The 20,879-nt window shown below is 55.0% G+C and carries 19 protein-coding genes; 17 read left to right on the plus strand and 2 right to left on the minus strand.

Going from position 1 to position 20,879, the window contains the following annotated elements; all coding sequences use genetic code 11:
- The 14 genes from MELB17_RS17015 to MELB17_RS17080 all read left to right on the plus strand — a co-directional run.
- Positions 1-357: YeaC family protein (locus MELB17_RS17015; protein ID WP_007351553.1), on the plus strand; the 357-nt coding region annotated here is incomplete at its 5' end.
- Complete coding sequence (locus MELB17_RS17020) at positions 354-1,235, plus strand: DUF2797 domain-containing protein (protein ID WP_007351554.1); 882 nt, start codon at positions 354-356, stop codon at positions 1,233-1,235. The genes MELB17_RS17015 and MELB17_RS17020, both read left to right, overlap by 4 nt.
- Positions 1,228-3,888: an aminopeptidase N gene (gene pepN, locus MELB17_RS17025; protein WP_007351555.1), complete on the plus strand. Its 2,661-nt coding sequence runs from the start codon at positions 1,228-1,230 to the stop codon at positions 3,886-3,888. Before MELB17_RS17020 ends, pepN begins: the two co-directional genes overlap by 8 nt.
- Positions 3,889-4,101: 213 nt before the next feature.
- A complete protein-coding gene (locus MELB17_RS17030) occupies positions 4,102-5,286 on the plus strand; it encodes a WD40/YVTN/BNR-like repeat-containing protein (RefSeq protein WP_007351556.1) in 1,185 nt (394 codons plus the stop codon).
- Positions 5,283-7,682, plus strand: coding sequence for an efflux RND transporter permease subunit (locus tag MELB17_RS17035; protein ID WP_007351557.1), 2,400 nt, complete (start codon positions 5,283-5,285; stop codon positions 7,680-7,682). Before MELB17_RS17030 ends, MELB17_RS17035 begins: the two co-directional genes overlap by 4 nt.
- A 189-nt stretch (positions 7,683-7,871) precedes the next feature.
- Positions 7,872-8,855, plus strand: coding sequence for a TAXI family TRAP transporter solute-binding subunit (locus tag MELB17_RS17040; RefSeq protein ID WP_007351558.1), 984 nt, complete (start codon positions 7,872-7,874; stop codon positions 8,853-8,855).
- 478 nt (positions 8,856-9,333) lie between these two features.
- Entirely contained in the window at positions 9,334-11,259 is a 1,926-nt protein-coding gene (gene thrS / locus MELB17_RS17045; protein WP_007351559.1) for a threonine--tRNA ligase, read from the plus strand.
- Between the two features lie 2 nt (positions 11,260-11,261).
- Entirely contained in the window at positions 11,262-11,801 is a 540-nt protein-coding gene (gene infC / locus MELB17_RS17050) for a translation initiation factor IF-3 (RefSeq protein ID WP_083796421.1), read from the plus strand.
- Between the two features lie 106 nt (positions 11,802-11,907).
- Positions 11,908-12,096, plus strand: a complete 189-nt coding sequence (gene rpmI, locus MELB17_RS17055) for a 50S ribosomal protein L35 (RefSeq protein ID WP_198136511.1) — start codon at positions 11,908-11,910, stop codon at positions 12,094-12,096.
- A gap of 45 nt (positions 12,097-12,141) precedes the next feature.
- Positions 12,142-12,495 (plus strand): 50S ribosomal protein L20, encoded by a 354-nt coding sequence (gene rplT / locus MELB17_RS17060; protein ID WP_007351562.1) that lies wholly within the window; start codon positions 12,142-12,144, stop codon positions 12,493-12,495.
- A gap of 200 nt (positions 12,496-12,695) precedes the next feature.
- Positions 12,696-13,694, plus strand: coding sequence for a phenylalanine--tRNA ligase subunit alpha (gene pheS, locus MELB17_RS17065; protein ID WP_007351563.1), 999 nt, complete (start codon positions 12,696-12,698; stop codon positions 13,692-13,694).
- 90 nt (positions 13,695-13,784) lie between these two features.
- The gene (gene pheT / locus MELB17_RS17070; protein WP_007351564.1) at positions 13,785-16,181 is read left to right on the plus strand and encodes a phenylalanine--tRNA ligase subunit beta; all 2,397 of its coding nucleotides are present in this window, start codon (positions 13,785-13,787) and stop codon (positions 16,179-16,181) included.
- Between the two features lie 3 nt (positions 16,182-16,184).
- Complete coding sequence (gene ihfA, locus MELB17_RS17075) at positions 16,185-16,487, plus strand: integration host factor subunit alpha (protein ID WP_007351565.1); 303 nt, start codon at positions 16,185-16,187, stop codon at positions 16,485-16,487.
- 153 nt (positions 16,488-16,640) lie between these two features.
- The gene (locus MELB17_RS17080; RefSeq protein WP_007351566.1) at positions 16,641-16,991 is read left to right on the plus strand and encodes a MerR family transcriptional regulator; all 351 of its coding nucleotides are present in this window, start codon (positions 16,641-16,643) and stop codon (positions 16,989-16,991) included.
- 325 nt (positions 16,992-17,316) lie between these two features.
- Here MELB17_RS17080 and MELB17_RS17085 read toward each other — a convergent pair whose 3' ends face one another.
- Both MELB17_RS17085 and MELB17_RS17090 read right to left on the minus strand, forming a co-directional pair.
- A complete protein-coding gene (locus tag MELB17_RS17085) occupies positions 17,317-17,850 on the minus strand; it encodes a GNAT family N-acetyltransferase (RefSeq protein ID WP_036185278.1) in 534 nt (177 codons plus the stop codon).
- On the minus strand, positions 17,801-18,136 hold the full coding sequence (locus MELB17_RS17090; RefSeq protein ID WP_007351568.1) for a DUF1778 domain-containing protein: 336 nt from the start codon (positions 18,134-18,136) through the stop codon (positions 17,801-17,803). The genes MELB17_RS17085 and MELB17_RS17090 overlap by 50 nt, the downstream gene beginning before the upstream one ends.
- Positions 18,137-18,627: 491 nt before the next feature.
- On the opposite strand from MELB17_RS17090, the gene MELB17_RS17100 reads away from it, so the two are divergent.
- The 3 genes from MELB17_RS17100 (at position 18,628) to MELB17_RS17110 (ending at position 20,623) form a co-directional block, all read left to right on the plus strand.
- Positions 18,628-18,879 carry a MerR family transcriptional regulator gene (locus MELB17_RS17100; RefSeq protein WP_083796422.1) on the plus strand — a complete coding sequence of 84 codons (252 nt, stop codon included), beginning with the start codon at positions 18,628-18,630 and terminating at the stop codon, positions 18,877-18,879.
- A gap of 282 nt (positions 18,880-19,161) precedes the next feature.
- On the plus strand, positions 19,162-19,461 hold the full coding sequence (locus tag MELB17_RS17105; protein WP_007351571.1) for a nucleotidyltransferase domain-containing protein: 300 nt from the start codon (positions 19,162-19,164) through the stop codon (positions 19,459-19,461).
- A 193-nt stretch (positions 19,462-19,654) separates the two neighbouring features.
- A complete protein-coding gene (locus MELB17_RS17110; protein WP_007351572.1) occupies positions 19,655-20,623 on the plus strand; it encodes an Rpn family recombination-promoting nuclease/putative transposase in 969 nt (322 codons plus the stop codon).
- The last annotated feature ends 256 nt before the right edge of the window (positions 20,624-20,879 follow it).

Raw genomic sequence — 20,879 nt, forward strand, 5'->3', positions numbered from 1 at the left:
ACTTACGAAGAATTGATTGAACGGCTAGATCCGAACGTCTACGGCAGCCTGCGTCAGTCTATTGAGCTGGGTAAATGGCCCGATGGCCGCAAAGTTAGCCGAGAGCAGCGCTCCATCAGCCTGGAAGCGGTAATTCACTACGAAAACACCCACAACATGCCGGAAGAAGAGCGCACGGGTTACATAGACCGCGGCGCCAAAGCCGGCACCGATTGCGACCCCACTGTGCGCCTGCAGAAAAAAGCCGCCAAAAACGCTGTTAAAAATGACGCTTTAAATGGCACTGTAAATGGCTCTGTAAATAACGACAGCGACGACAGCGACGGCTCCGAGCAGTACACCGAGGTAAAGGTTTGAATCAAGCACCTGTAAATCCGGTGGACGTTAGCGGCCGCCTGCGTAAAATGCCCGCCAGTGCCGGCAATCCAGTCAGCTCTCCAGTGCAGTACCAACTGCGCCTGGGTGATGATCATGTCGCACTGAACGAACTGATCGGCCAGTCCGTCAGTATCGAGTTTGACGGCATTATCCGCTGCATCAACTGCGACCGCGTCACCAAAAAAAGCTTCAGCCAAGGTTTCTGCTTTCCCTGCATGCGTAAGCTGGCGGCCTGTGACAGCTGCATCATGAGCCCGGAAAAGTGTCATTTTCACCTGGGCACTTGCCGCGAACCCGAATGGGGGCAGGCCAACTGCATGGTCGAGCACGTAGTCTACCTGGCCAACTCGTCGGGTTTAAAAGTCGGTATCACCCGCGGCACCCAAGTGCCTACCCGCTGGATTGACCAGGGCGCAGTAGACGCCATCCCCATGTTGCGCGTTGCCACCCGCCAGTTGTCCGGTTTCGTGGAAGTGGCCTGCAAAGCCCACGTGGCAGATCGCACCAATTGGCGTACCATGTTGAAAGGCGAAACCACCGAGCTGAACCTGGCCGCAGAACGCGACAAATTGCTGGCCCTGGTGGCCGAAGAACTGGACGCCCTGCGCGCAGAACATGGCCCAGACAGCATCCGTGCGGTGCAGGAACCGTCTCTGGGTTTAAGCTATCCGGTAGACGTTTGGCCACAAAAAGTAACATCACACAATCTGGACAAAACACCCCGCGTGTCTGGCGTACTGCAGGGCGTAAAAGGCCAGTACCTGATTCTGGACACGGGCGTGATCAACATTCGCAAATACACCGGTTATCAAGTCCGCTTCTGCGCACCGGCGAACACGGGAGACAGCAATGCCTAGCAATCAGCCGCAAACCATTTACCTGAGCGATTACAAGGTGCCCGCCTATCTGGTGGACACCGCCGACCTGCGGTTTGAACTGTTCGAAGACGGCGCACGGGTGCACAGCACCTTGGCTTTTCGCCGTAACCCCGATTTCCAGGAAAGCCAGGAAACCGGCGCGCCCCTGCAACTTCACGGCGACAGCCTGAAATTGGAAAGCCTGGTATTGAACGGCGAGGCTGTGGCCCAGAGCAACTACAGCGTCAGCGACGAGCTGTTGACCGTTAACCAGGTGCCGGAGCAATTCACTCTTCAAGTTATCACCTGGATAGAGCCGCAGAACAACACCCGCCTGGAAGGCCTGTACAAATCCGCCGCCATGTTCTGCACCCAGTGCGAAGCCGAAGGTTTCCGCTGCATCACCTATTTCCCGGACCGTCCAGACGTGATGGCCCGATTCAGTACCCGCATCGAAGCGGACAAAACCGCCTATCCGGTGCTTTTGTCGAACGGCAACCCCGTCGAGCAGGGCGACCTGAGCGATGGCCGCCACTTCGTGACCTGGGAAGATCCGTTCCCGAAACCGGCTTATTTGTTTGCTCTGGTCGCCGGTGACCTGTTGGAAAAGCAGGACAGCTTTACCACCATGAGCGGCCGCACCGTAGACCTGCGCATGTACGTAGAGCCGCGCAACTCTGAAAAATGCGAGTACGCGCTGGACTCCCTGAAACGCGCCATGGCCTGGGACGAAAAGACCTACGGCCGCGAGTACGACCTCGACATTTTCATGATCGTTGCAGTCGATGATTTCAACATGGGCGCCATGGAAAACAAGGGCTTGAACATATTCAACTCCTCGTGCGTACTGGCCAGCCAGGAAACAGCGACAGACATGGCGTTCGAGCGCATTGAATCCATTGTCGCCCATGAATATTTTCACAACTGGTCCGGCAACCGGGTTACCTGCCGTGACTGGTTCCAGCTCAGCCTGAAAGAAGGCTTTACCGTGTTCCGCGACACCCAGTTCTCTGGGGACATGGGCTCGGCCACGGTCAAGCGTATTGAAGGTGCCACTGTGCTGCGTACCGCCCAGTTTGCCGAAGACGCAGGCCCCATGGCTCACTCGGTGCGCCCGGCGTCTTACATGGAAATCACCAACTTCTACACCCTGACCATTTATGTAAAGGGCGCCGAAGTGGTGCGTATGATTCACACCCTGCTGGGGCCGGATCTGTTCCGCAAAGGCAGTGACCTGTACTTTGAACGCCACGACGGCCAGGCCGTGACCACGGACGACTTCGTCAAAGCCATGGAAGACGCTTCAGGCCGCGACCTTGGCCAGTTCCGCTTGTGGTATCAGCAAGCCGGTACGCCGCAGTTGGCGATCAGTGACGAATACGATGAAAGCGCCGGCGTTTATCGCCTGCACATTGAACAAACCCTGCCAGACACTCCGGGCCAAACCAACAAGCAGCCTCAGCACATTCCCTTTGCCCTGGGCCTGTTGGGCAGCCGCGGTGAAGCTTTGGCGCTGGCGTTAAGTGCCGAGGAATTGGCCAGCGGCGACGCACCGCAAGAGCGCGTGCTGGAACTCACCGAAGCCAGCCACAGCTTTGAATTTCACGGCCTCAGCGAACGCCCGGTGCCATCCCTGCTGCGGCACTTTTCAGCACCGGTGCGGGTGAGCTATCCGTGGACCCGCGAACAGCTGCTGTTCCTGATGAACCACGACTCAGACGGCTTCAACCGCTGGGACGCAGGACAACGCCTGGCCATAGACGTTATCCAGCAGATGATTGGCGCGCCAAAAGACGTCACCGTAGATGCTCGCCTGGTGGGCGCTTTCCGCCACTTGATCAGCGATTCCGATCTGGATCAGGCGCTGGTGGCCAAAATGCTGGTGCTGCCCACGGTGGCTTATCTGGCCGAACTGACGGATGGCGCCGACGTGCCTGCTATTCACCGGGCCCGCCGCCGGGTGTTGAAGCACCTGGCGATTGCCTTGCGCGACGAACTGGTGGCCTGCTACCGCCGCAACATCGACAGCGGCTCGTACCAACTTGGCCCCGAAGCCGTTGCCCGTCGCAGCCTGCGCAACACCGCGCTGGCCTGGCTGCTGCTGATTAATGACGAAGAAGGCCGCTCTCTGGGTTTAGGTCAGTATCGCGACGCCGACAACATGACCGACCGCATGGGCGCCCTGAAGGCGTTTGTGAACTCCGGTTACGACGAAGATCGTGCGACCACCTTGAACGATTTTTACCAGACCTTTCAGCACGACCCCCAAGTGGTGGAACAGTGGTTCTCGGTACAGGCGGCCAGCCGTCGCACCGGGCAGCTGTCACACATTCACGCGTTACTGGAACACCCGGCGTTTGATTGGAAAAACCCCAACAAAATCCGCGCGGTGATCGGTGCGTTCGCCGGCCAGAACCTAGTGAACTTCCACAACCCGGACGGTTCCGGCTATCAGTTCCTGGCGGACCAGGTCTGCAAACTAGACGACAGCAACCCGCAAATTGCCGCGCGGCTCGTAGGCCCGCTGACCCGCTGGCGCAAATTCGCCCCCGAGTACAGCCAGCAGATGCAGACAGCGCTAATGCAAATTCGCGACAAAGAAAACCTGTCCCGGGATTTGTACGAAGTAGTACACAAAAGCCTGGCGGACTAGTCGTTCCATCACAAGGGGACGGATTTCAAATCCGTCCCTGCTCTACACGTCCCCCGCTTTACAAGTCCGTCTCCGCTGTTTCCCCCAAATCCCCCGCCCCACCATAAAAATCGCACTTTCGGGCGATAGCAACTTGCCAGAAATGCACTACACTCAACCCATTGCAGCGCTTTACGCATATCAAATACAACAACACCAGCAATAGGAAATCGAATGGCCATACGCAACAGGCGTCCAACCTGCGCCTGCCCGGGGTTTGCTGCCGCCATTAGTTTGGCTGCGCTCTGCGTTTTAACACCTTCAACGGCATTCGCCGTCGCTGACTTACTGGAAACACCCGCTCGCAGCACCGAATTGGCCACGGTCAGTTTGCTGAACGACGTTGCGCGCGCAGGCGACAGCGAGCGCTTGGTAGCCGTCGGCGAACGCGGCCACATCATCTACTCCGATGACGGCGGCGCAAAATGGACCCAAGCCAGCGTGCCGGTGTCGGTCACCCTCACCGGGGTTGATTTTGGCTCGGCCAGCCACGGCTGGGCCGTGGGGCATAGCGGCGCGGTGCTGCACAGCAGCGACAGCGGGTCTAACTGGACTCTGCAGATGACCGGCATTCAGGCCGCCAATCTGGCCATTGCCGGTGTACAGCAGGAAATCGAGACTACGGAGCAGCGCCTCGAAACCGCTGCGGAAGAAGACGTCGGCGATCTGGAATGGGCACTGGACGACCTGGTGTTTGGCCTCGAAAACATGCAGGCAGATCTGTCTGTAGGGCCGGTGAACCCGTTTCTGGACGTGTGGTTTGAAGATGCAAGCCACGGCTTTGTGATTGGCGCCTACGGCATGATTTTTCACACCGCTGATGGTGGCAACCAATGGCAGGACTGGGCGCGAAAACTGGACAATGGCGACAAATATCACCTCAATGCCATCACCAAAATCGCTGGTGGAGCGCTGGTGATTGCCGGTGAAGCCGGGCAAATTCACGTGTCTGAAGACAACGGCATCACCTGGGATCGCCGCGACAGCGGCTACGAAGGCTCGCTGTTTGGCGTGACAGGCACTGGCAACAGCGGTGAAGCGCTGGCCTTTGGCCTGCGCGGCACAGTGATGCACACAACCGATAACGGCCAAAGTTGGGAACGCTTACAAACCGGCTCCAGCACCACCTTGAATGATGGCGCCAGTGCCGGCGAACGCCTGGTGTTGGTGGGTAACAACGGCACCTTGGTGATTCGCAATGGCGCAAATGACGAGTTCAAGGAAACCCTGCGAGCCGATCGCCTGGGCTTGATGGGTGTTGTGATAAATGGCCCGCAGAGTCTGTTGCTGGTTGGCGAGGGCGGCGTAGTTCTGGTGGAAGGTGACGCAGGTATGGAAGAACAAGGGGCGGTTGAATGACAAATCCAAAGCATGCCAGAGGCGAACACTACCTCACCACACCCAAAGCCGAGCCCTTTCTGGAACGGCTGATTTTCAACAACCGCATCACCATACTGGTTTTGTTCGCGGTGCTGACCGCATTTCTGGGCTACAACGCGGTTAAAATCCAGCCCGATGCCAGCTTCGAGCGGATGATTCCCCTGGAACACCCGTACATCGTGAACATGTTGGAACACCGGGACGACTTAGAGAACCTGGGTAACTTCGTGCGCATTGCCGTGGCCACAAAAGACGGCAGCGATATCTTTACCGAAGAGTACATGGAAACTCTGCGCCAGATCACCGACGAAGTGTTCTATCTCAGCGGTGTTGATCGCAGCGGCCTGAAATCCCTATGGACCCCCAACGTGCGTTGGGTAGAGGTCACCGAGCAGGGTTTTCAGGGCGGCACCATCATCCCGGACAATTACGACGGCAGTTCTGCTGAAAGCCTGGAGCAGCTGCGCCAGAACGTATTGCGTTCAAGCGAAGTGGGGCGCTTGATATCCGATAACTTCCGCTCTACCATCGTGTACGCACCGCTGTACGAAAACGACCCGCAAACCGGTGAACCCCTCGACTACGCTGCTTTTTCCCGCCAGCTGGAAGAGAAGATTCGGGAAAAGTACCAGGCTCAGAATCCGAACGTCAGTATTCACATCGTCGGCTTCGCCAAAAAAGTCGGCGACCTGATTGAAGGTATTGGCGCGATTGCCTGGTTTGCCGGCATCACCATTGCTTTGACCACGCTGTTGCTGTTCTGGTACTCCCGCTGCATCGCCGGCACTCTGGTGCCGGTGCTGACGTCCATTGTGGCGGTATTCTGGCAGTTAGGGGCGCTAAAAATACTGGGTTACGGGCTAGACCCGTATTCGGTGCTGGTGCCGTTTCTGGTGTTTGCCATTGGCATAAGCCACGGGGTGCAGCTGGTGAACGCCATGGCGGTAGAAGCCGCACGCGGTTTTGACCCGCTCAACGCCGCTCGCCTGGCGTTTCGGGCCCTTTACATTCCCGGCATGCTGGCGCTGATTTCCGATGCCTTTGGCTTCTTAACGCTGCTGTTTATCGATATCGACGTTATCAAAGACCTGGCCGTAGCCGCAGGCTTGGGCGTGGCTATCGTGATCATCACCAACCTGGTTCTGCACCCGCTGCTTATGTCGTACATCGGCATTACCGCCGGTGGTATTCGCCACGTGCAAAAACAGGGTGAAGAAACCGATCGAAAATGGCGCCGCCTGTCAGCGTTTGCCAGCCCAAAAGCTGCGCCTATATCCGTGCTGATCGCACTGCTGGGCCTGGGCGTTGGTGTCTACCTCAAGCAAGACCTGAAAGTAGGGGATTTAGACCAAGGCGCCCCGGAACTGCGCGCCGATTCCCGCTATAACACAGACAACGCTTTCATTATCGATAACTATTCCACCAGTGCCGACGTGCTGGTGGTTATGGTGAAAACCCCGGTTGAACAGTGCACCCAGTACAGTGTGTTGCGGGCCATGGACACCTTGCAGTGGGAGTTACAAAACACGCCAGGTGTGCAATCCACCGTCTCGCTGGCAGACGTGTCGAAAATCGTCACCAAAGCGCTGAACGAAGGTAACTGGAACTGGTACGCCATTTCTCGCAACCAAACCATCATCAACGCTTCGATTCGTGATGCGCCATCCGGGTTGATCAACACCGATTGCAGCCTTACGCCCACGTTGGTGTTCCTGGAAGATCACAAAGCCGAAACCCTGCAAACCGTAGTGAACGCGGTGGAAGTTTTTGCTGCCAACAACAGCAACGAAGACCATACCTTCCTGCTGGCGGCGGGTAACGCCGGGGTAGAAGCGGCCACCAACGACGTCATCGCCAAAGCCAAAGACTGGATGCTGGTGTTCGTCTATGGTGTTGTCAGCCTGCTGTGCTTAGCCACCTTCCGTTCCTGGCGGGCAGTGCTTTGCATCGTGGTTCCGCTGGGGCTTACCTCTGTGCTGGCGGAAGCCATCATGGCCATGAGCGGCATCGGCATCAAAGTGGCCACCCTGCCGGTGATAGCACTAGGTGTGGGCATAGGTGTGGACTACGGCATCTACATTTACAGCAAGCTGGAGAAATTCCTGCTGGAAGGTAAATCCTTGCAGGAAGCTTACTTTGAAACCCTGCGCTCCACCGGTAAGGCGGTGATATTCACCGGCATTACCCTGGGCCTGGGTGTGGTTACCTGGATTTTCTCACCCATCAAATTTCAGGCCGATATGGGCTTGCTGCTGTTCTTCATGTTCATCTGGAACATGATTGGCTCTATCTGGCTGTTGCCGGCGCTGGCGCACTTCCTGCTGAAGCCGGAACAGATGCGCGAGAAAGCCCGCCTGGCAAACGCTAAAAGCTAGCCGAGTAAACCGCCCCGGCAGCAATTCCGGGGCGGTTTTTCTTTTTACTCAGGCGCCTGGTGTCCCTTCTGTCTAAAGTGGTCAGATTCATTTATCCGGCTGGCGGGTCTATGTTTTAATAGCCTGCCAAAAGCTGGATTTTCTCGCTCGCGGGGCTTTAGGGTCATGACAGTAAAAAGGACAACCAAGATGACGGTGAAACTGAAAGCGTCCGTGTTGGCGATTACCGCGGCACTGAGCCTTGGTGCAGCCTCTGCCACGGTTTCTGCTCAGGAGCAGCGGTTCATTACGATCGGCACCGGCGGCGTTACCGGTGTGTACTACCCGGCAGGTGGTGCTATCTGCCGCCTGGTCAACATGGACCGTGAAGACCACGGCATTCGCTGCTCAGTTAAAAGCACCGGTGGTTCTGTCTACAATCTGAACGCCATGGCCCAAGGTGAGCTGGACCTGGCCGTTGTCCAATCAGACTGGCAGTTCCACGCTTACAACGGCAGCAGCCAGTTTGAGGGCGACGGCCCCAACAAAAAACTGCGCGCGGTTTTCTCCATGCACCCGGAGCCGTTCACCGTTGTTGCCAGCAAAAGCTCGGGAATCACCACCTTTGAAGATCTGAAAGGCAAGCGAGTCGCGGTTGGTGACCCGGAGTCTGGGCAGCGTGCCACCGCCGAAACGCTGATGAAAGAAATGGGCTGGAAGATGGACAAATTCGCTCTGGCCGCCGAGCTGAAAGCGGCCGATCAGTCCCAGGCCTTGTGCAATGGCAACATCGACGCCTTCTTCTACACCGTTGGCCACCCATCAGGCGCGATAAAAGAAGCCACCACCTCCTGCGACAGCGTTATAGTCAGCGTTGACAACAACGCCACCAAAAAACTGATCAACAACTATCCTTACTACCGCAAAGCCATCATTCCCGGTGGCATGTACCGCGGTAGCGATGCAGACGTAACCACCTTCGGCGTTGCAGCCACCGTTGTATCGTCTACCGACGTACCAGACGATGTGGTGTATCAGGTAGTGCGTGCCGTGTTTGAAAACTTCGACAGCTTCAAACGCCTGCACCCGGCCTTTCATAACCTGAACAAAGAAGAAATGGTGTCAGATGCCCGAAGCGCCCCCCTGCACCCGGGCGCCGTCAAATACTACAAAGAAGCCGGCCTGATGCAGTAAGCAGAACCCTCAGGTAGGGGGCGGATTTCAAATCCGCCCCCGCTTTATGTCCCGCTCTACGCCCCACCTGCCCAGCCAAAGGGGACAGATTTCGAAATCTGTCCCCGATTTTCCGTCCCCGGTCTGCCACTTGTCCCTAGGGGACAGACTTTAAGTCTGTCCCCGATTTCGAAATCTGTCCCGCTCTACAACCTAAGCAGAACCCGCCATTAACCCACCGAGTTCTTTTCTGTTAGAATCCGCACCAATCTCGGCACCGCGGTTGTATCGCGGCAGCCACAAAAGAAGGCGTAAAGCGGAGACATAGGGGACAGACTTCAAATCCTTCCCCGGATGGCAGCGGGCACATGGCAGCGGGGACAGATTTCAAATCTGTCCCCTACGTACGTTTACCCGCTCTACGTTTCCCCGCTCTACGCCCTCGCTACACAAGTGGTCTCTGGTATAGATCACCGCTGAGCACCCTTAGGAGCACACCATGCCCGTAGTAACCCTGCCTGACGGCAGTCACCGAAGTTTTGCCGAAGCCGTCACTGTGCACGACGTGGCTGCCGACATTGGCGCCGGCCTGGCCAAGGCCGCATTGGCCGGTAAAGTCGACGGAACACTGGTCGACACCAGCTACCTGATCGAAAACGACGCCCAACTCGCCATTATCACCGAGCGTGACGAAGACGGCCTTGATGTTATCCGCCACTCCACCGCCCACCTGTTGGCCATGACGGTCAAAGAGCTGTTTCCGGAAGCCCAGGTCACCATCGGCCCGGTGATTGACGACGGTTTTTACTACGATTTCAAATACGATCGCCCCTTCACCAACGAAGACCTGGCCCGTATTGAAAAACGCATGGCAGAACTGGCCAAGCAAGACTTGCCGGTTTCCCGCTCGGTTATGTCCCGCAGCGAAGCCGTAGAGCTGTTCAGCAGCATGGGTGAAGAGTACAAAGTTCGCATAATTGAAGACATTCCCGGCGCAGAAGACCTGTCATTTTACCGCCAGGGTGATTTCATCGACCTGTGCCGCGGCCCCCACGTGCCCAGCACCGGCAAAATGAAAGCCTTCAAGCTGACCAAGGTATCCGGTGCGTTCTGGCGTGGTGATACGAACAACGAACAGTTGCAGCGTGTCTACGGCACCGCCTGGGCCAATAAGAAAGACCTGAAAGCTTACGTGCATCGCATCGAAGAAGCCGAAAAGCGCGACCACCGCAAAGTCGGCAAAAAGCTGAACCTGTTCCATATGCAAGAAGAAGCTCCGGGCATGGTGTTCTGGCATCCGGACGGCTGGACCATTTATCAGAAAATGGAACAGTACATGCGCGATATCCTGCATCGCCACGGTTACCAGGAAATCAAAACACCCCAGATTGTGTCCCGTTCGCTGTGGGAAAAGTCCGGCCACTGGGACAAGTTTAAAGAAGGCATGTTTACCACCGAGTCGGAAAAACACGACTTCGCCATCAAGCCCATGAACTGCCCGTGCCACATCCAGGTGTTCAATCAGGGCCTGAAAAGCTACAAAGACTTACCCTTGCGCCTGGCGGAATTCGGCTCCTGCCACCGCAACGAAGCGTCCGGTGCGCTGCACGGACTGATGCGCGTGCGCGGTTTTACCCAAGACGACGCTCACATCTTCTGTGAAGAAAGCGACATCCAGAACGAAGTGTCGAAGTTCATCGACCTGCTGCACGAAGTCTACAAAGACTTCGGCTTTACCGAGATTCTGTACAAGTTGTCTACCCGCCCCGAAAAGCGCGTAGGTTCTGACGAAGTCTGGGACAAATCCGAAGCCGCACTGGAACAGGCTCTGAACCGCGAAGGCGTGAAATGGGAGCTGTTGCCGGGCGAAGGCGCGTTTTATGGCCCGAAAATCGAGTTTTCCCTGAAAGACTGCATCGGCCGGGTATGGCAATGTGGCACCATTCAGGTAGACTTCAGCATGCCGGGCCGTTTAGGCGCACAATATGTGGCGGATAACTCCGAACGCAAAACACCGGTTATGCTGCACCGCGCGGTACTTGGGTCGTTTGAGCGTTTCATCGGTATTCTGATTGAAGAATACGAAGGCGCATTCCCCAGCTGGCTAGCCCCAACACAGGTTGCCATCCTCAATATCACCGATAATCAGCGGGAATATTGCGAGAATCTTGCAAAAAAGTGGGATTCTTTGGGCTTTAGGGTGAATGCTGACTTGAGAAACGAGAAGATCGGCTTTAAAATCCGCGAGCACACAATTAACAAGGTTCCCTTTCTTGTGGTTGTCGGCGACAAAGAAGTCGAGAACAACACCGTTGCGGTGAGAACCCGCAAAGGTGAAGATTTGGGAACACTATCGCTCGAAGCGTTCGAACAGCTTCTGCAAGAAGATGTTGGGCGCAAGAGCAGAACCAAGTTGGAGAATTAATTATTAAACAGAGAGCGAATCGGGGTGCGCGTACACCAAAGGCGCCAATCAATGAGAACATTGATGCAACTGAAGTCCGTCTGATTGACGCCGAAGGCGAGCAAGTGGGTGTCGTTTCAATCGCAGAAGCCCTCAGGATGGCAGAGGAGGCGACCCTGGATCTGGTGCAAGTGACAGATTCCGATCCGATCGTCTGTAAAATAATGGATTATGGCAAGAAGATCTTCGACGAGAAAAAAGCGAAGGCCGTTGCCAAGAAGAAACAAAGACAGACGCAAGTCAAAGAGCTTAAGTTCCGTCCAGGAACTGAAGAAGGGGATTATCAGGTAAAACTACGCAACCTGGTACGTTTCCTTGAAGCCGGGGACCGCGGCAAAATCACTGTTCGCTTCCGTGGCCGTGAGATGGCACACCAAGAAATTGGTATGAAACTCATGGAACGCATTGAAGTAGACATGGAAGAAATGGCAACTGTAGAGATGCGTCCGAAAATGGAAGGCCGCCAGATGACCATGATTATCGCGCCCCGCAAAAAGAAGTAAGCCTGCTGTTGTTGCTTATTCCCTGCCAAAGGCGGGGGATTTGTGTTTCAGGTTTACAGTCGATGTATCAAAAAAACAGAATGCGGAGTTTTAACAAATGTCGAAAATGAAAATGAAAACGAAAAGTGGAGCGGCCAAGCGGTTTAAGAAAACGGCCACCGGCTTCAAGCACAAGTCGTCCTTCACCAGTCACATCTTGACCAAGAAAAGCCCGAAGCGTAAGCGTCAGCTGCGTGGAACCAAGCTTATCTCCAAGTCTGATGTGGCTTCCGTAAAGCGCATGCTCGGAGTTTAGAGCACAGCGCACCCCAAACGGTTTTTAAGGTAGAAGGATTATAGTATGGCTCGTGTTAAACGTGGTGTGGTTGCACGCCGTCGTCACAAGAAGATTCTAAAGCAGGCTAAAGGTTACTACGGTGCCCGTAGTCGTGTGTACCGCGTTGCCAAGCAAGCGGTTATCAAAGCAGGTCAGTATGCGTACCGTGACCGTCGTAATCGCAAGCGCGCCTTCCGCGCACTGTGGATTGCGCGTATTAACGCCGGTGCCCGTGCCAATGGCTTGTCTTACAGCCGCTTGATCGCTGGCCTGAAAAAGGCCAACGTGGAAATCGACCGTAAAGTTCTGGCCGACCTGGCCATGAACGAGCAGCAAACGTTTGCTGCGGTTGTTGAGAAAGCCAAAGCATCCCTGTGATCGCTTAAGCTCTATCATCGATCACGAATCGATCCGCTGCCAAGCAGTAACGGCCTGGCAGCGTTTAATAGGGGAAGGGCACGCTCTTCCCCTATTTTTGTTTCCGGATTTCGTTTGTTTATAGACTTCACTTTTTATAGATTTCACCTGTTTATGAATGTAAAGGGTGACGTCTTCATTTCTGGTTTGGAGCAGGATCAATGGAAAACCTGAAGCAGCTGGTTCAGGACGGGTTAGCGGGGGTGGCAAACGCCGACAACCTGCAGGCGCTTGATCACATTCGTGTGGAATACCTGGGCAAAAAAGGGGCGATTACCCAGCAGGCTAAAACACTGGGCAAACTCTCTAGCGATGAACGTCCCGCTGCCGGCCAGAAAATCAACGACGCCAAAGGCCGGGTAGAGCAGGCCATCAACGCCCGCCGCAGCGACCTTGAGCGCATCGCTATTGAAACCAAACTGGCCAGCGAAGCCATTGACGTAACCCTACCAGGCCGCGGCCAGGAACTGGGTGGCTTGCACCCGGTTACTCGCACCCTGCAGCGCATTGAAGACTTTTTTGCCAGCGCCGGTTACAGCGTGGAACAAGGCCCGGAAATCGAAGACGACTACCACAACTTCGAAGCCCTCAACATTCCCGGCCACCATCCGGCCCGTGCCATGCACGACACTTTCTATTTTAACCCCGGCACTCTTCTGCGCACCCACACCTCACCGGTTCAGATCCGCACTATGGAAGCCGGCAAACCGCCGTTCCGCATGATCTGCCCTGGCCGCGTGTACCGCTGCGATTCCGACATGACCCACACCCCCATGTTCCATCAGGTGGAAGGGCTGTTGATTGAAAAGAACGTCAGCTTCGCCGACCTGAAAAGCACCGTGGAAGCGTTTTTGCGGGTATTTTTCGAGCGCGACCTGAAAGTACGTTTCCGCCCGTCTTACTTCCCATTTACCGAACCCTCGGCGGAAGTAGACATCGAATGGGGCCGTGAAGCCGATGGCAGCATCAAGTGGCTGGAAGTCATGGGCTGCGGCATGGTGCACCCCAAAGTGTTCGAGCACTGCGGCATAGACGCCGAAGAATACCGTGGCTTTGCCTTTGGCATGGGCGTAGAACGCTTGGCCATGCTGCGCTACGGCGTCAACGACCTGCGCATGTTCTTCGAGAACGATCTGCGCTTTCTGCGTCAGTTCCGTTAAATACCCTTTTGAAACGGGACGGCACGCCAGCCAGAAACGGCACGGCATTTCAGTCAACAGGCGACACCGCAACAGAACAAGGCAATTACCATGAAATTCAGTGAACAGTGGCTGCGCGAATGGGTTAACCCGGCTCTGGACTCCCAGCAGTTGATGGACCAAATCACCATGGCCGGCCTGGAAGTCGACGGCTTTGAGCCGGTGGCGGGCAAATTTACCGGCATAATCGTTGGTGAAGTGCTTAGCGTAGAAGCACACCCCGATGCGGACAAACTGCGAGTGTGCCAGGTCAGCAACGGCAGCACCCAGGTGCAAGTGGTGTGCGGCGCCCCCAACGTGCGCGCCGGCATCAAAGTACCCTTCGCCGAACTGGGCGCCGTACTGCCCGGCGATTTCAAAATCAAAAAAGCCAAACTCCGTGGCCAGCCTTCTGTCGGCATGCTCTGTTCCGGCGCCGAACTGGGCCTGTCTGAAGACCACGACGGCATCCTGGAATTGCCCGCCGACGCCCCCGTGGGCCAGTCGTTCGCCGATTACCTGCAACTGAACGACATTGCTATCGATGTAGATCTAACCCCAAACCGCGCTGACTGCCTTTCTATCAAAGGCCTGGCCCGGGAAGTGGGCGTGCTCAACAGTTTGCCCCTTAATACGCCGGCTATAAACCCTGTCGCGGCTGTACACAACGAAGTGCCCGATGTGCGCGTAGAAGCCCCCGCTGGCTGCCCGCGCTACCTGGGCCGCATTCTGCGCAATGTGGACTTAACCGCGCAAAGCCCACTCTGGCTGCAGGAAAAGCTGCGTCGCTCCGGCACTCGCTCCATAGACGCCGCGGTAGACGTCACCAATTACATCCTGCTGGAACTGGGCCAGCCCATGCACGCCTTTGACCGCGCCGAAATCGACGGTGGCATAGTGGTGCGCATGGCCAAGCCAGAAGAAAAGTTGGTGTTACTCGACGGCCAGGAAGTGACCCTCACCGAACAGACTCTGGTAATAGCAGACCACAGCAAACCCATCGCCATTGCCGGCGTAATGGGTGGCGAACACTCCGGTGTTCGCCCAAAAACCCGCGACCTAGTGCTGGAATCTGCCTATTTCGACCCGATTACCCTGGCCGGAAAAGCCCGTCATTACGGCCTGCACACAGACGCAAGCCACCGCTTCGAGCGCGGTGTAGACTACAATCTGGCCCGCAGTGCCATGGAACGCGCCACCGAGCTGCTGATCAGCATAGTGGGCGGCGAAGCCGGCGATGTTGTCGATGTCACCAGCGCCGAACACCTGCCAAAGCCGGTGTCTATCGTACTGCGTGAAAAGCGTTTGGCCGACGTATTGGGCCTGGCCATCGCAAACGCCAAAGTGGAAGACATCCTCACCCGCCTGGGCCTGGCGGTAGAAGAGCGGTTAGACAACGGCTGGAAAGTCAGCGCGCCCAGCTTCCGCCCGGACATCACCATCGAAGAAGACCTGATTGAAGAAGTAGGGCGCATCTACGGCTACAACAACCTGCCGGTCACCGAACCCACAGGTTCACTGGGCCTGCGTCCCAAAGCCGAAGACACCCGCCCGCTGAGCGCCATCCGCAACTATTTTGTCGCCAACGGTTACCAGGAAGCCATTACCTATAGCTTCGTGGACCCGAAAGTGCAGGAACAGTTAGATCCGCAGAACGAAGGCATCGCTCTGGCCAATCCGATCTCTGCAGACCTGTCCGTCATGCGCACCACCCTGTGGAGCGGCCTGCTAAAAACCGTGGTCCACAACCAGAATCGCCAGCAGCCACGCATTCGCCTGTTTGAAAGCGGCCTGCGGTTTATGAAAGAGGGCGAACGCATTCTGCAGCAGCCCATGCTGGCAGGCGTCGTCACCGGCAACCAAAACCCCGAAAACTGGGTGAACGGTCGCAGAAACGCCGACTTCTTTGATGTAAAAGGGGAGTTGGAAAGCCTGTTCCGCTTGCTGGGCATTACCGTAGATTTTCGTGCTGGAAAACACCCGGCGTTGCACCCCGGCCAGACCGCTGAATTGCTGCGCGACGGGCAGCCGGTAGGGTGGTTGGGCACCTTGCACCCTCAGGTGCAGAAAAATATGGAACTTAATGGCACAGTTATAATGTTTGAGCTATTCTTAAACCCAATCGTTACCGGTTATGTGCCTAATTTCAAAGATGTTTCAAAATTTCCAGAAGTTCGTCGAGATTTGGCTATTATTATCGGAAGCGACGTGAAATTTGCAGACGTCGAGCGTGTGGCAACACACCACGCCGGCGAGCACCTAAACGCACTGCGTGCGTTCGATGTATACCAAGGCGAAAGCCTCGGTAAAGGCGAGGTTGAGAGCGAGAGCGAAGGCAATCGAAGCCTGGCACTCAGCTTGTTCTGGCAACACCCGCAGCGCACACTGACCGAAGACGAAGTGCACGGGCTGTTCAACGGCGTAATAGAAGCCCTGAAAGCTGAATTGGGGGCAACACTAAGGAGTTAACGGATGGCGGCTTTGACAAAAGCGGAAATGGCCGAGCGCCTGTACGACGAACTTGGCCTGAACAAACGTGAAGCCAAGGAAATGGTAGAGGCCTTTTTTGACGAAGTTCGCGGCGCACTCGGCCATAACGAACAGGTGAAATTGTCAGGATTCGGCAACTTCGACCTGCGCGATAAAAAAGAGCGCCCCGGCCGCAATCCAAAAACCGGCGAAGAAATCCCCATCTGCGCCCGCCGCGTGGTCACCTTCCGCCCCGGCCAGAAACTCAAAGCAAAAGTAGAAGCCTACGTCGAAACCCAGCAATAGAGATTAAGGGACAGACCTAAGGTCTGTCCCTGCTTGAGCAGAGATAGTGGAGATAGGGGACAGACTTCAAGTCCGTCCCCGCTTGAGTACGAGATTAGGGACAGACTTCAAGTCTGTCCCTGCTTATAGCTAGATTGGAGCTGAGCAATAAATATGCTAGAACCCAGCAACAACAACGAACTGCCGGTTATCCCCGGCAAACGCTATTTTGCCATCGGCGAAGTAGCCGAACTGTGCGCCGTAAAAGCCCACGTACTGCGCTACTGGGAACAAGAATTCCCCCACCTGTCCCCGGTAAAACGCCGCGGCAACCGCCGCTACTACCAGCGCGCAGACGTCATCACCATCCGCCAGATTCGCAGTTTATTGTACGATCAGGGCTACACCATCGGCGGCGCCAAACAGCAGCTGTCCGGCGTAGAAGCGAAAGATGATATCTCCCAGTACAAACAGTTAATACGGCAAATGATTCGAGAGCTGGAAGAGGTGTTGGCTGTCATGTAGTTGACAAAGTCAACTACTTCGCAATAGACCAAAAATTTCTGCAATATCCCCTGCCAGTCAGATCCTCTGCCATAGTCAGACGATGCGCGCATCGCATGGACAGGCACTCGTTTTTGGGGCTCAAGTTCACTCGTGATGTGAATGACACCTTGCAGCAAGCGATGCGAATGGCCTCTAGATGTCTGATGGTCAAGGGCGAATGAATCCGAATCCGTTGTCCGACAGGAGATCCGGGATCTGGCCCGATCCGGCAAACCCAACGCGCATGCGTTTCAGGGCATTCCCGGTGGCGAAACGCGTTAGCAATGGAAACGACCTCCTTGACTCACGGATCACCTAGTGTCTGTGCGATGGCATCGCAGATATCAATGGGAAGCCAAAGCTTTAGACCGCTCTCATCGATAATCTCGAAATCATCACCGCCCCGGCTAAGGTAAAACGCCTTCGCGTCATTGTCTTTTGCGTCAATCACCAAGCCGACACCTCCGACTCTTTTGGAGGTCTCTGATGCTTCTTTGATCGCAAAGGTGAGAAGGCGCTTTCCGTAGCCGGAGCCCTTGTATCGATTGTCGACGGCCATTTTTGCAAGGAGTAAGGCAGGGACAGGATTTTTCAGTTTCCGCGCAGGCTTGCACTCAACGGGTAGGTCAACGGTTGTGTAGGTTAGCGTGATGTACGCCATGATCGTGTTTGGATCGGAGGGGGCTTCTATCACGAATGTTCGGGTTATTCGCTTGTCAGATGAAGCTCTGGCGCTGTGAGCCAGGAATTCATTCAGGTCAGCATAACCGCAATCAAAAGCCTTGCGGTTATGGCGTTTCTGGATCGGCGTGAGCCTCGTTCGTTGCATTAGTGTCATTTACGGACTCCTTGTAGTCGAGCGCATCCTGCATGAGCTTGCTCGATGGCTTCCGAGGTTTCCGATCCAAGATTTCCAACATCCTATTTCCTGTCTCAACAGAAACCCGAATGCGGGTAATCCGATCCACCACCTCTTCAGCTTTTGAGCGGGCTGCATCAATGAGAAACTGGCTCATTGTCATCCCAGATAGCTCAGCAGCTTGCGCAATAAATTGCTGCGTTTGTGTATCCACTCGTGCGACGAGACGGGGATCTCTACCCGCCTGATTAGTCTGAGTTTTCATTCCCTTTCTCCCGGTATTTATATGATTTCCCGACCGAGCGTTTTTTTCTTAAATGGCCCTTATTGGTCAGTGTCGGAAACGATGATAACAAGAGCTCTCATCTATGTCAATTTGTGTGACAAAACGGCACACAGAGTTTGGAGCTGTGGACTTGAAGAGGTCCAGCCTTCGCTATTACCTGATTGACGAGGGGCGTTACACTGATGAAGAATTAATCAGCAAGCAAACGCCGTTAAGCGGCGTATTAGGAGTTGAGAACGCCGGTCATAGTTGGGAAGCTCTGCAGCAGGCACTCGTTCTTGCTGCGTTCTCGGAAGTCATCTTGGTCGGCAGCGTTAACTGCGGCATCAATATAGGGGACAGACTTCAAGTCTGTCCCCGCCTGGGCTTGGAGATAGGGGACAGACTTCAAGTCTGTCCCCGCCTGGGCTTGGAGATAGGGGACAGACTTCAAGTCTGTCCCCGCTTGCGTCCCTGCTTAAAGTCTGCCCCTGGTACAGCCCAGATCGAAACCCAGCAACAATAACGAACTGCCAGTCATCCCCGGCAACCGCGACTCCTACCAGCGCGCCGACGTCATCACTATCCGCCAGATCCGCAGCTTATTGTACGACCAGGGCTACACCATCGGCGGTGCCAAACAGCAACTGTCCAGCGTAGAAGCGAAAGACGACATCTCCCAGTACAAGCAGTTGATCCGGCAAACGATTCGAAAACTGGAAGACGTACTGGCTGTTTTATAGTTGATAAACTCATTGTTTAACAAGAAGTAACAAAGTTCCGCAGTATCCCCTGTCAATCAGATCCTCTGCCAAGTGCTTCTACTTGTAAGCTCGCCTCCGTGGCAAAACTCTCGTTCTTTTATCTTTTCGCAGCAAAAAATCACCCTCATTGGTGATAGCAGAAAGCGCAGAGCGAGCACCAGAATCCATGGCCAACCAAGCCAAGAAAGCCTATGCTTGAGCGAAGGAGAAGGGCCGTCACTAACCAGAGGGCTCTCGTACACCAAAGCAGGCAACCATGCTATGAGATTGAATGCCAAAGAAATTCGGGTAATCAAAGCATCGGTGAAATCCGTCTTTGGGCCTGAAGCCGAGGTTTCGCTGTTTGGTTCACGTGCCGATGACACCGCCAGAGGTGGCGATATCGACTTACTGGTTAAGGTTGATAGCTTGGTAGAACGCCCGGCTTGGGATGTCGCAAGGCTACAGGCAAAAATCATCAAACAGCTGGGCGAAAGGAAAATAGACGTACTTCTGGATGCACCTAACATGCCGGATGCTGCAATCCACCAGATTGCCCGGGCGCAAGGAATTGCGTTGTGAAAGCATCACCTGAAGAAATTAGTGGCGGCAAATCACTAAACACCACAGGCTGAGGACGGTCAGCGGATGTCTTATACCGTAGAGGGGCTGTTGCTGGGCACTTGGTATTTTGGGATATTCCTCATGCGTTCCTGTTCCCTCTAATGAAAAACCTTGGCGTGGTATAATGGAGTTCGTTGAATCAGGAGGATGCATGGCAACGAACCACCACGATACCGGTTACAAGGAATTGTTTAGTCACCCGGAGTTTGTCCAGCAGTTGATCGAAGGATTTGCACCTTTCGAGATCGCGGATCTGATGGACTTCAGCACACTTAAGAATCACAGCGGCAACTACATCACACCGCTGTTTGAGGAAAAGTTCGAAGACGTAGTGTGGTCGGTGGAAGTGAACTGGGAAGGCATCACTCAGCGGGTGTTTTTATACATCCTGCTGGAGTTCCAGTCCAAAGTAGACAGCACCATGCCATTGCGGCTGATGCACTACGTGGCCTGCTTTTACGATCACTTACTGAAAACTCGTGAAACAACGGCGCGTCAGGGTTTGCCGCCAATTTTTCCGATAGTGTTGTACAACGGTTCTCGACGCTGGTCAGCCCGTCAGGACATCTACGAAATGGTGCAACCGGAGCCACCGGAGTTTTTGCGAGTATACCAACCGCACCTTCGCTATTACCTGATTGACGAAGGGCGTTACACTGATGAAGAATTGATCGGCAAGGAAACGCCGTTAAGTGGCATATTTGGCGTTGAGAACGCCGGTCATAGTTGGGAAGCTCTGCAGCAGGCGGTGGATCGGATTGTTGAAATTATTAAAGCTGACCCGAACAAAGATCGGGTGGACAAAATCATTACTCGTTGGATCAAGCGCCATTTACAGAGAGTGGCTCCTAAGGCCAGGCTTGATTTGGATCGGTTGAGCAGTTTGGTGGAGGATAGAGATATGTTGGCAGAAAATCTTGAAAATCTGGCTAAGAAAGAGCGACTTGAGGGCATGCTGGAAGGGCGCCAGGAAGGGCGCCAAGAAGGTGAACACATGAAGGCTGAACAAATCGCCCGTAACCTGATTGCGATGGGTCTGCTGACCGATGCCCAAATTGCGACAGCTTCTGGCTTGTCCGATAATGAGGTCAAGGTATTTCGTAAAGAGCAGAAACACTGATAACTCTGCCATAGTCAGACGATGCGCGCATCGCATGGGCAGGCACTCGTTCTTGCTGCGTTCCCGGAAGTCATCTTGGCCGGCAGCGTCGACTGAGGCATCAATATAGGGGACAGATTTCAAATCTGTCCCCGGTCAGCCATCGTCATCTAGTAAGTCATGGACAGGCACTCCCTTCTTTTTTCTTTTCTTCTATCTTCCGTAACCTTACGGCAGCATAGCGCAACTTCCTGCTGAGCTTCTGATTCAATGAATG

It is taken from the genome of Marinobacter sp. ELB17, assembly GCF_000169375.1.
Classification (GTDB): Bacteria; Pseudomonadota; Gammaproteobacteria; order Pseudomonadales; family Oleiphilaceae; genus Marinobacter.

Coding starts and splice junctions, on each gene's coding strand:
- pepN (WP_007351555.1), top strand. CDS start 1,228: ATGCCTAGCAATCAGCCGCAAACCATTTACCTGAGCGATTACAAGGTG.
- MELB17_RS17030 (WP_007351556.1), top strand. CDS start 4,102: ATGGCCATACGCAACAGGCGTCCAACCTGCGCCTGCCCGGGGTTTGCT.
- MELB17_RS17035 (WP_007351557.1), top strand. CDS start 5,283: ATGACAAATCCAAAGCATGCCAGAGGCGAACACTACCTCACCACACCC.
- MELB17_RS17040 (WP_007351558.1), top strand. CDS start 7,872: ATGACGGTGAAACTGAAAGCGTCCGTGTTGGCGATTACCGCGGCACTG.
- thrS (WP_007351559.1), top strand. CDS start 9,334: ATGCCCGTAGTAACCCTGCCTGACGGCAGTCACCGAAGTTTTGCCGAA.
- rpmI (WP_198136511.1), top strand. CDS start 11,908: ATGAAAATGAAAACGAAAAGTGGAGCGGCCAAGCGGTTTAAGAAAACG.
- rplT (WP_007351562.1), top strand. CDS start 12,142: ATGGCTCGTGTTAAACGTGGTGTGGTTGCACGCCGTCGTCACAAGAAG.
- pheS (WP_007351563.1), top strand. CDS start 12,696: ATGGAAAACCTGAAGCAGCTGGTTCAGGACGGGTTAGCGGGGGTGGCA.
- pheT (WP_007351564.1), top strand. CDS start 13,785: ATGAAATTCAGTGAACAGTGGCTGCGCGAATGGGTTAACCCGGCTCTG.
- ihfA (WP_007351565.1), top strand. CDS start 16,185: ATGGCGGCTTTGACAAAAGCGGAAATGGCCGAGCGCCTGTACGACGAA.
- MELB17_RS17080 (WP_007351566.1), top strand. CDS start 16,641: ATGCTAGAACCCAGCAACAACAACGAACTGCCGGTTATCCCCGGCAAA.
- MELB17_RS17085 (WP_036185278.1), bottom strand. CDS start 17,850: ATGACACTAATGCAACGAACGAGGCTCACGCCGATCCAGAAACGCCAT.
- MELB17_RS17090 (WP_007351568.1), bottom strand. CDS start 18,136: ATGAAAACTCAGACTAATCAGGCGGGTAGAGATCCCCGTCTCGTCGCA.
- MELB17_RS17105 (WP_007351571.1), top strand. CDS start 19,162: ATGAGATTGAATGCCAAAGAAATTCGGGTAATCAAAGCATCGGTGAAA.
- MELB17_RS17110 (WP_007351572.1), top strand. CDS start 19,655: ATGGCAACGAACCACCACGATACCGGTTACAAGGAATTGTTTAGTCAC.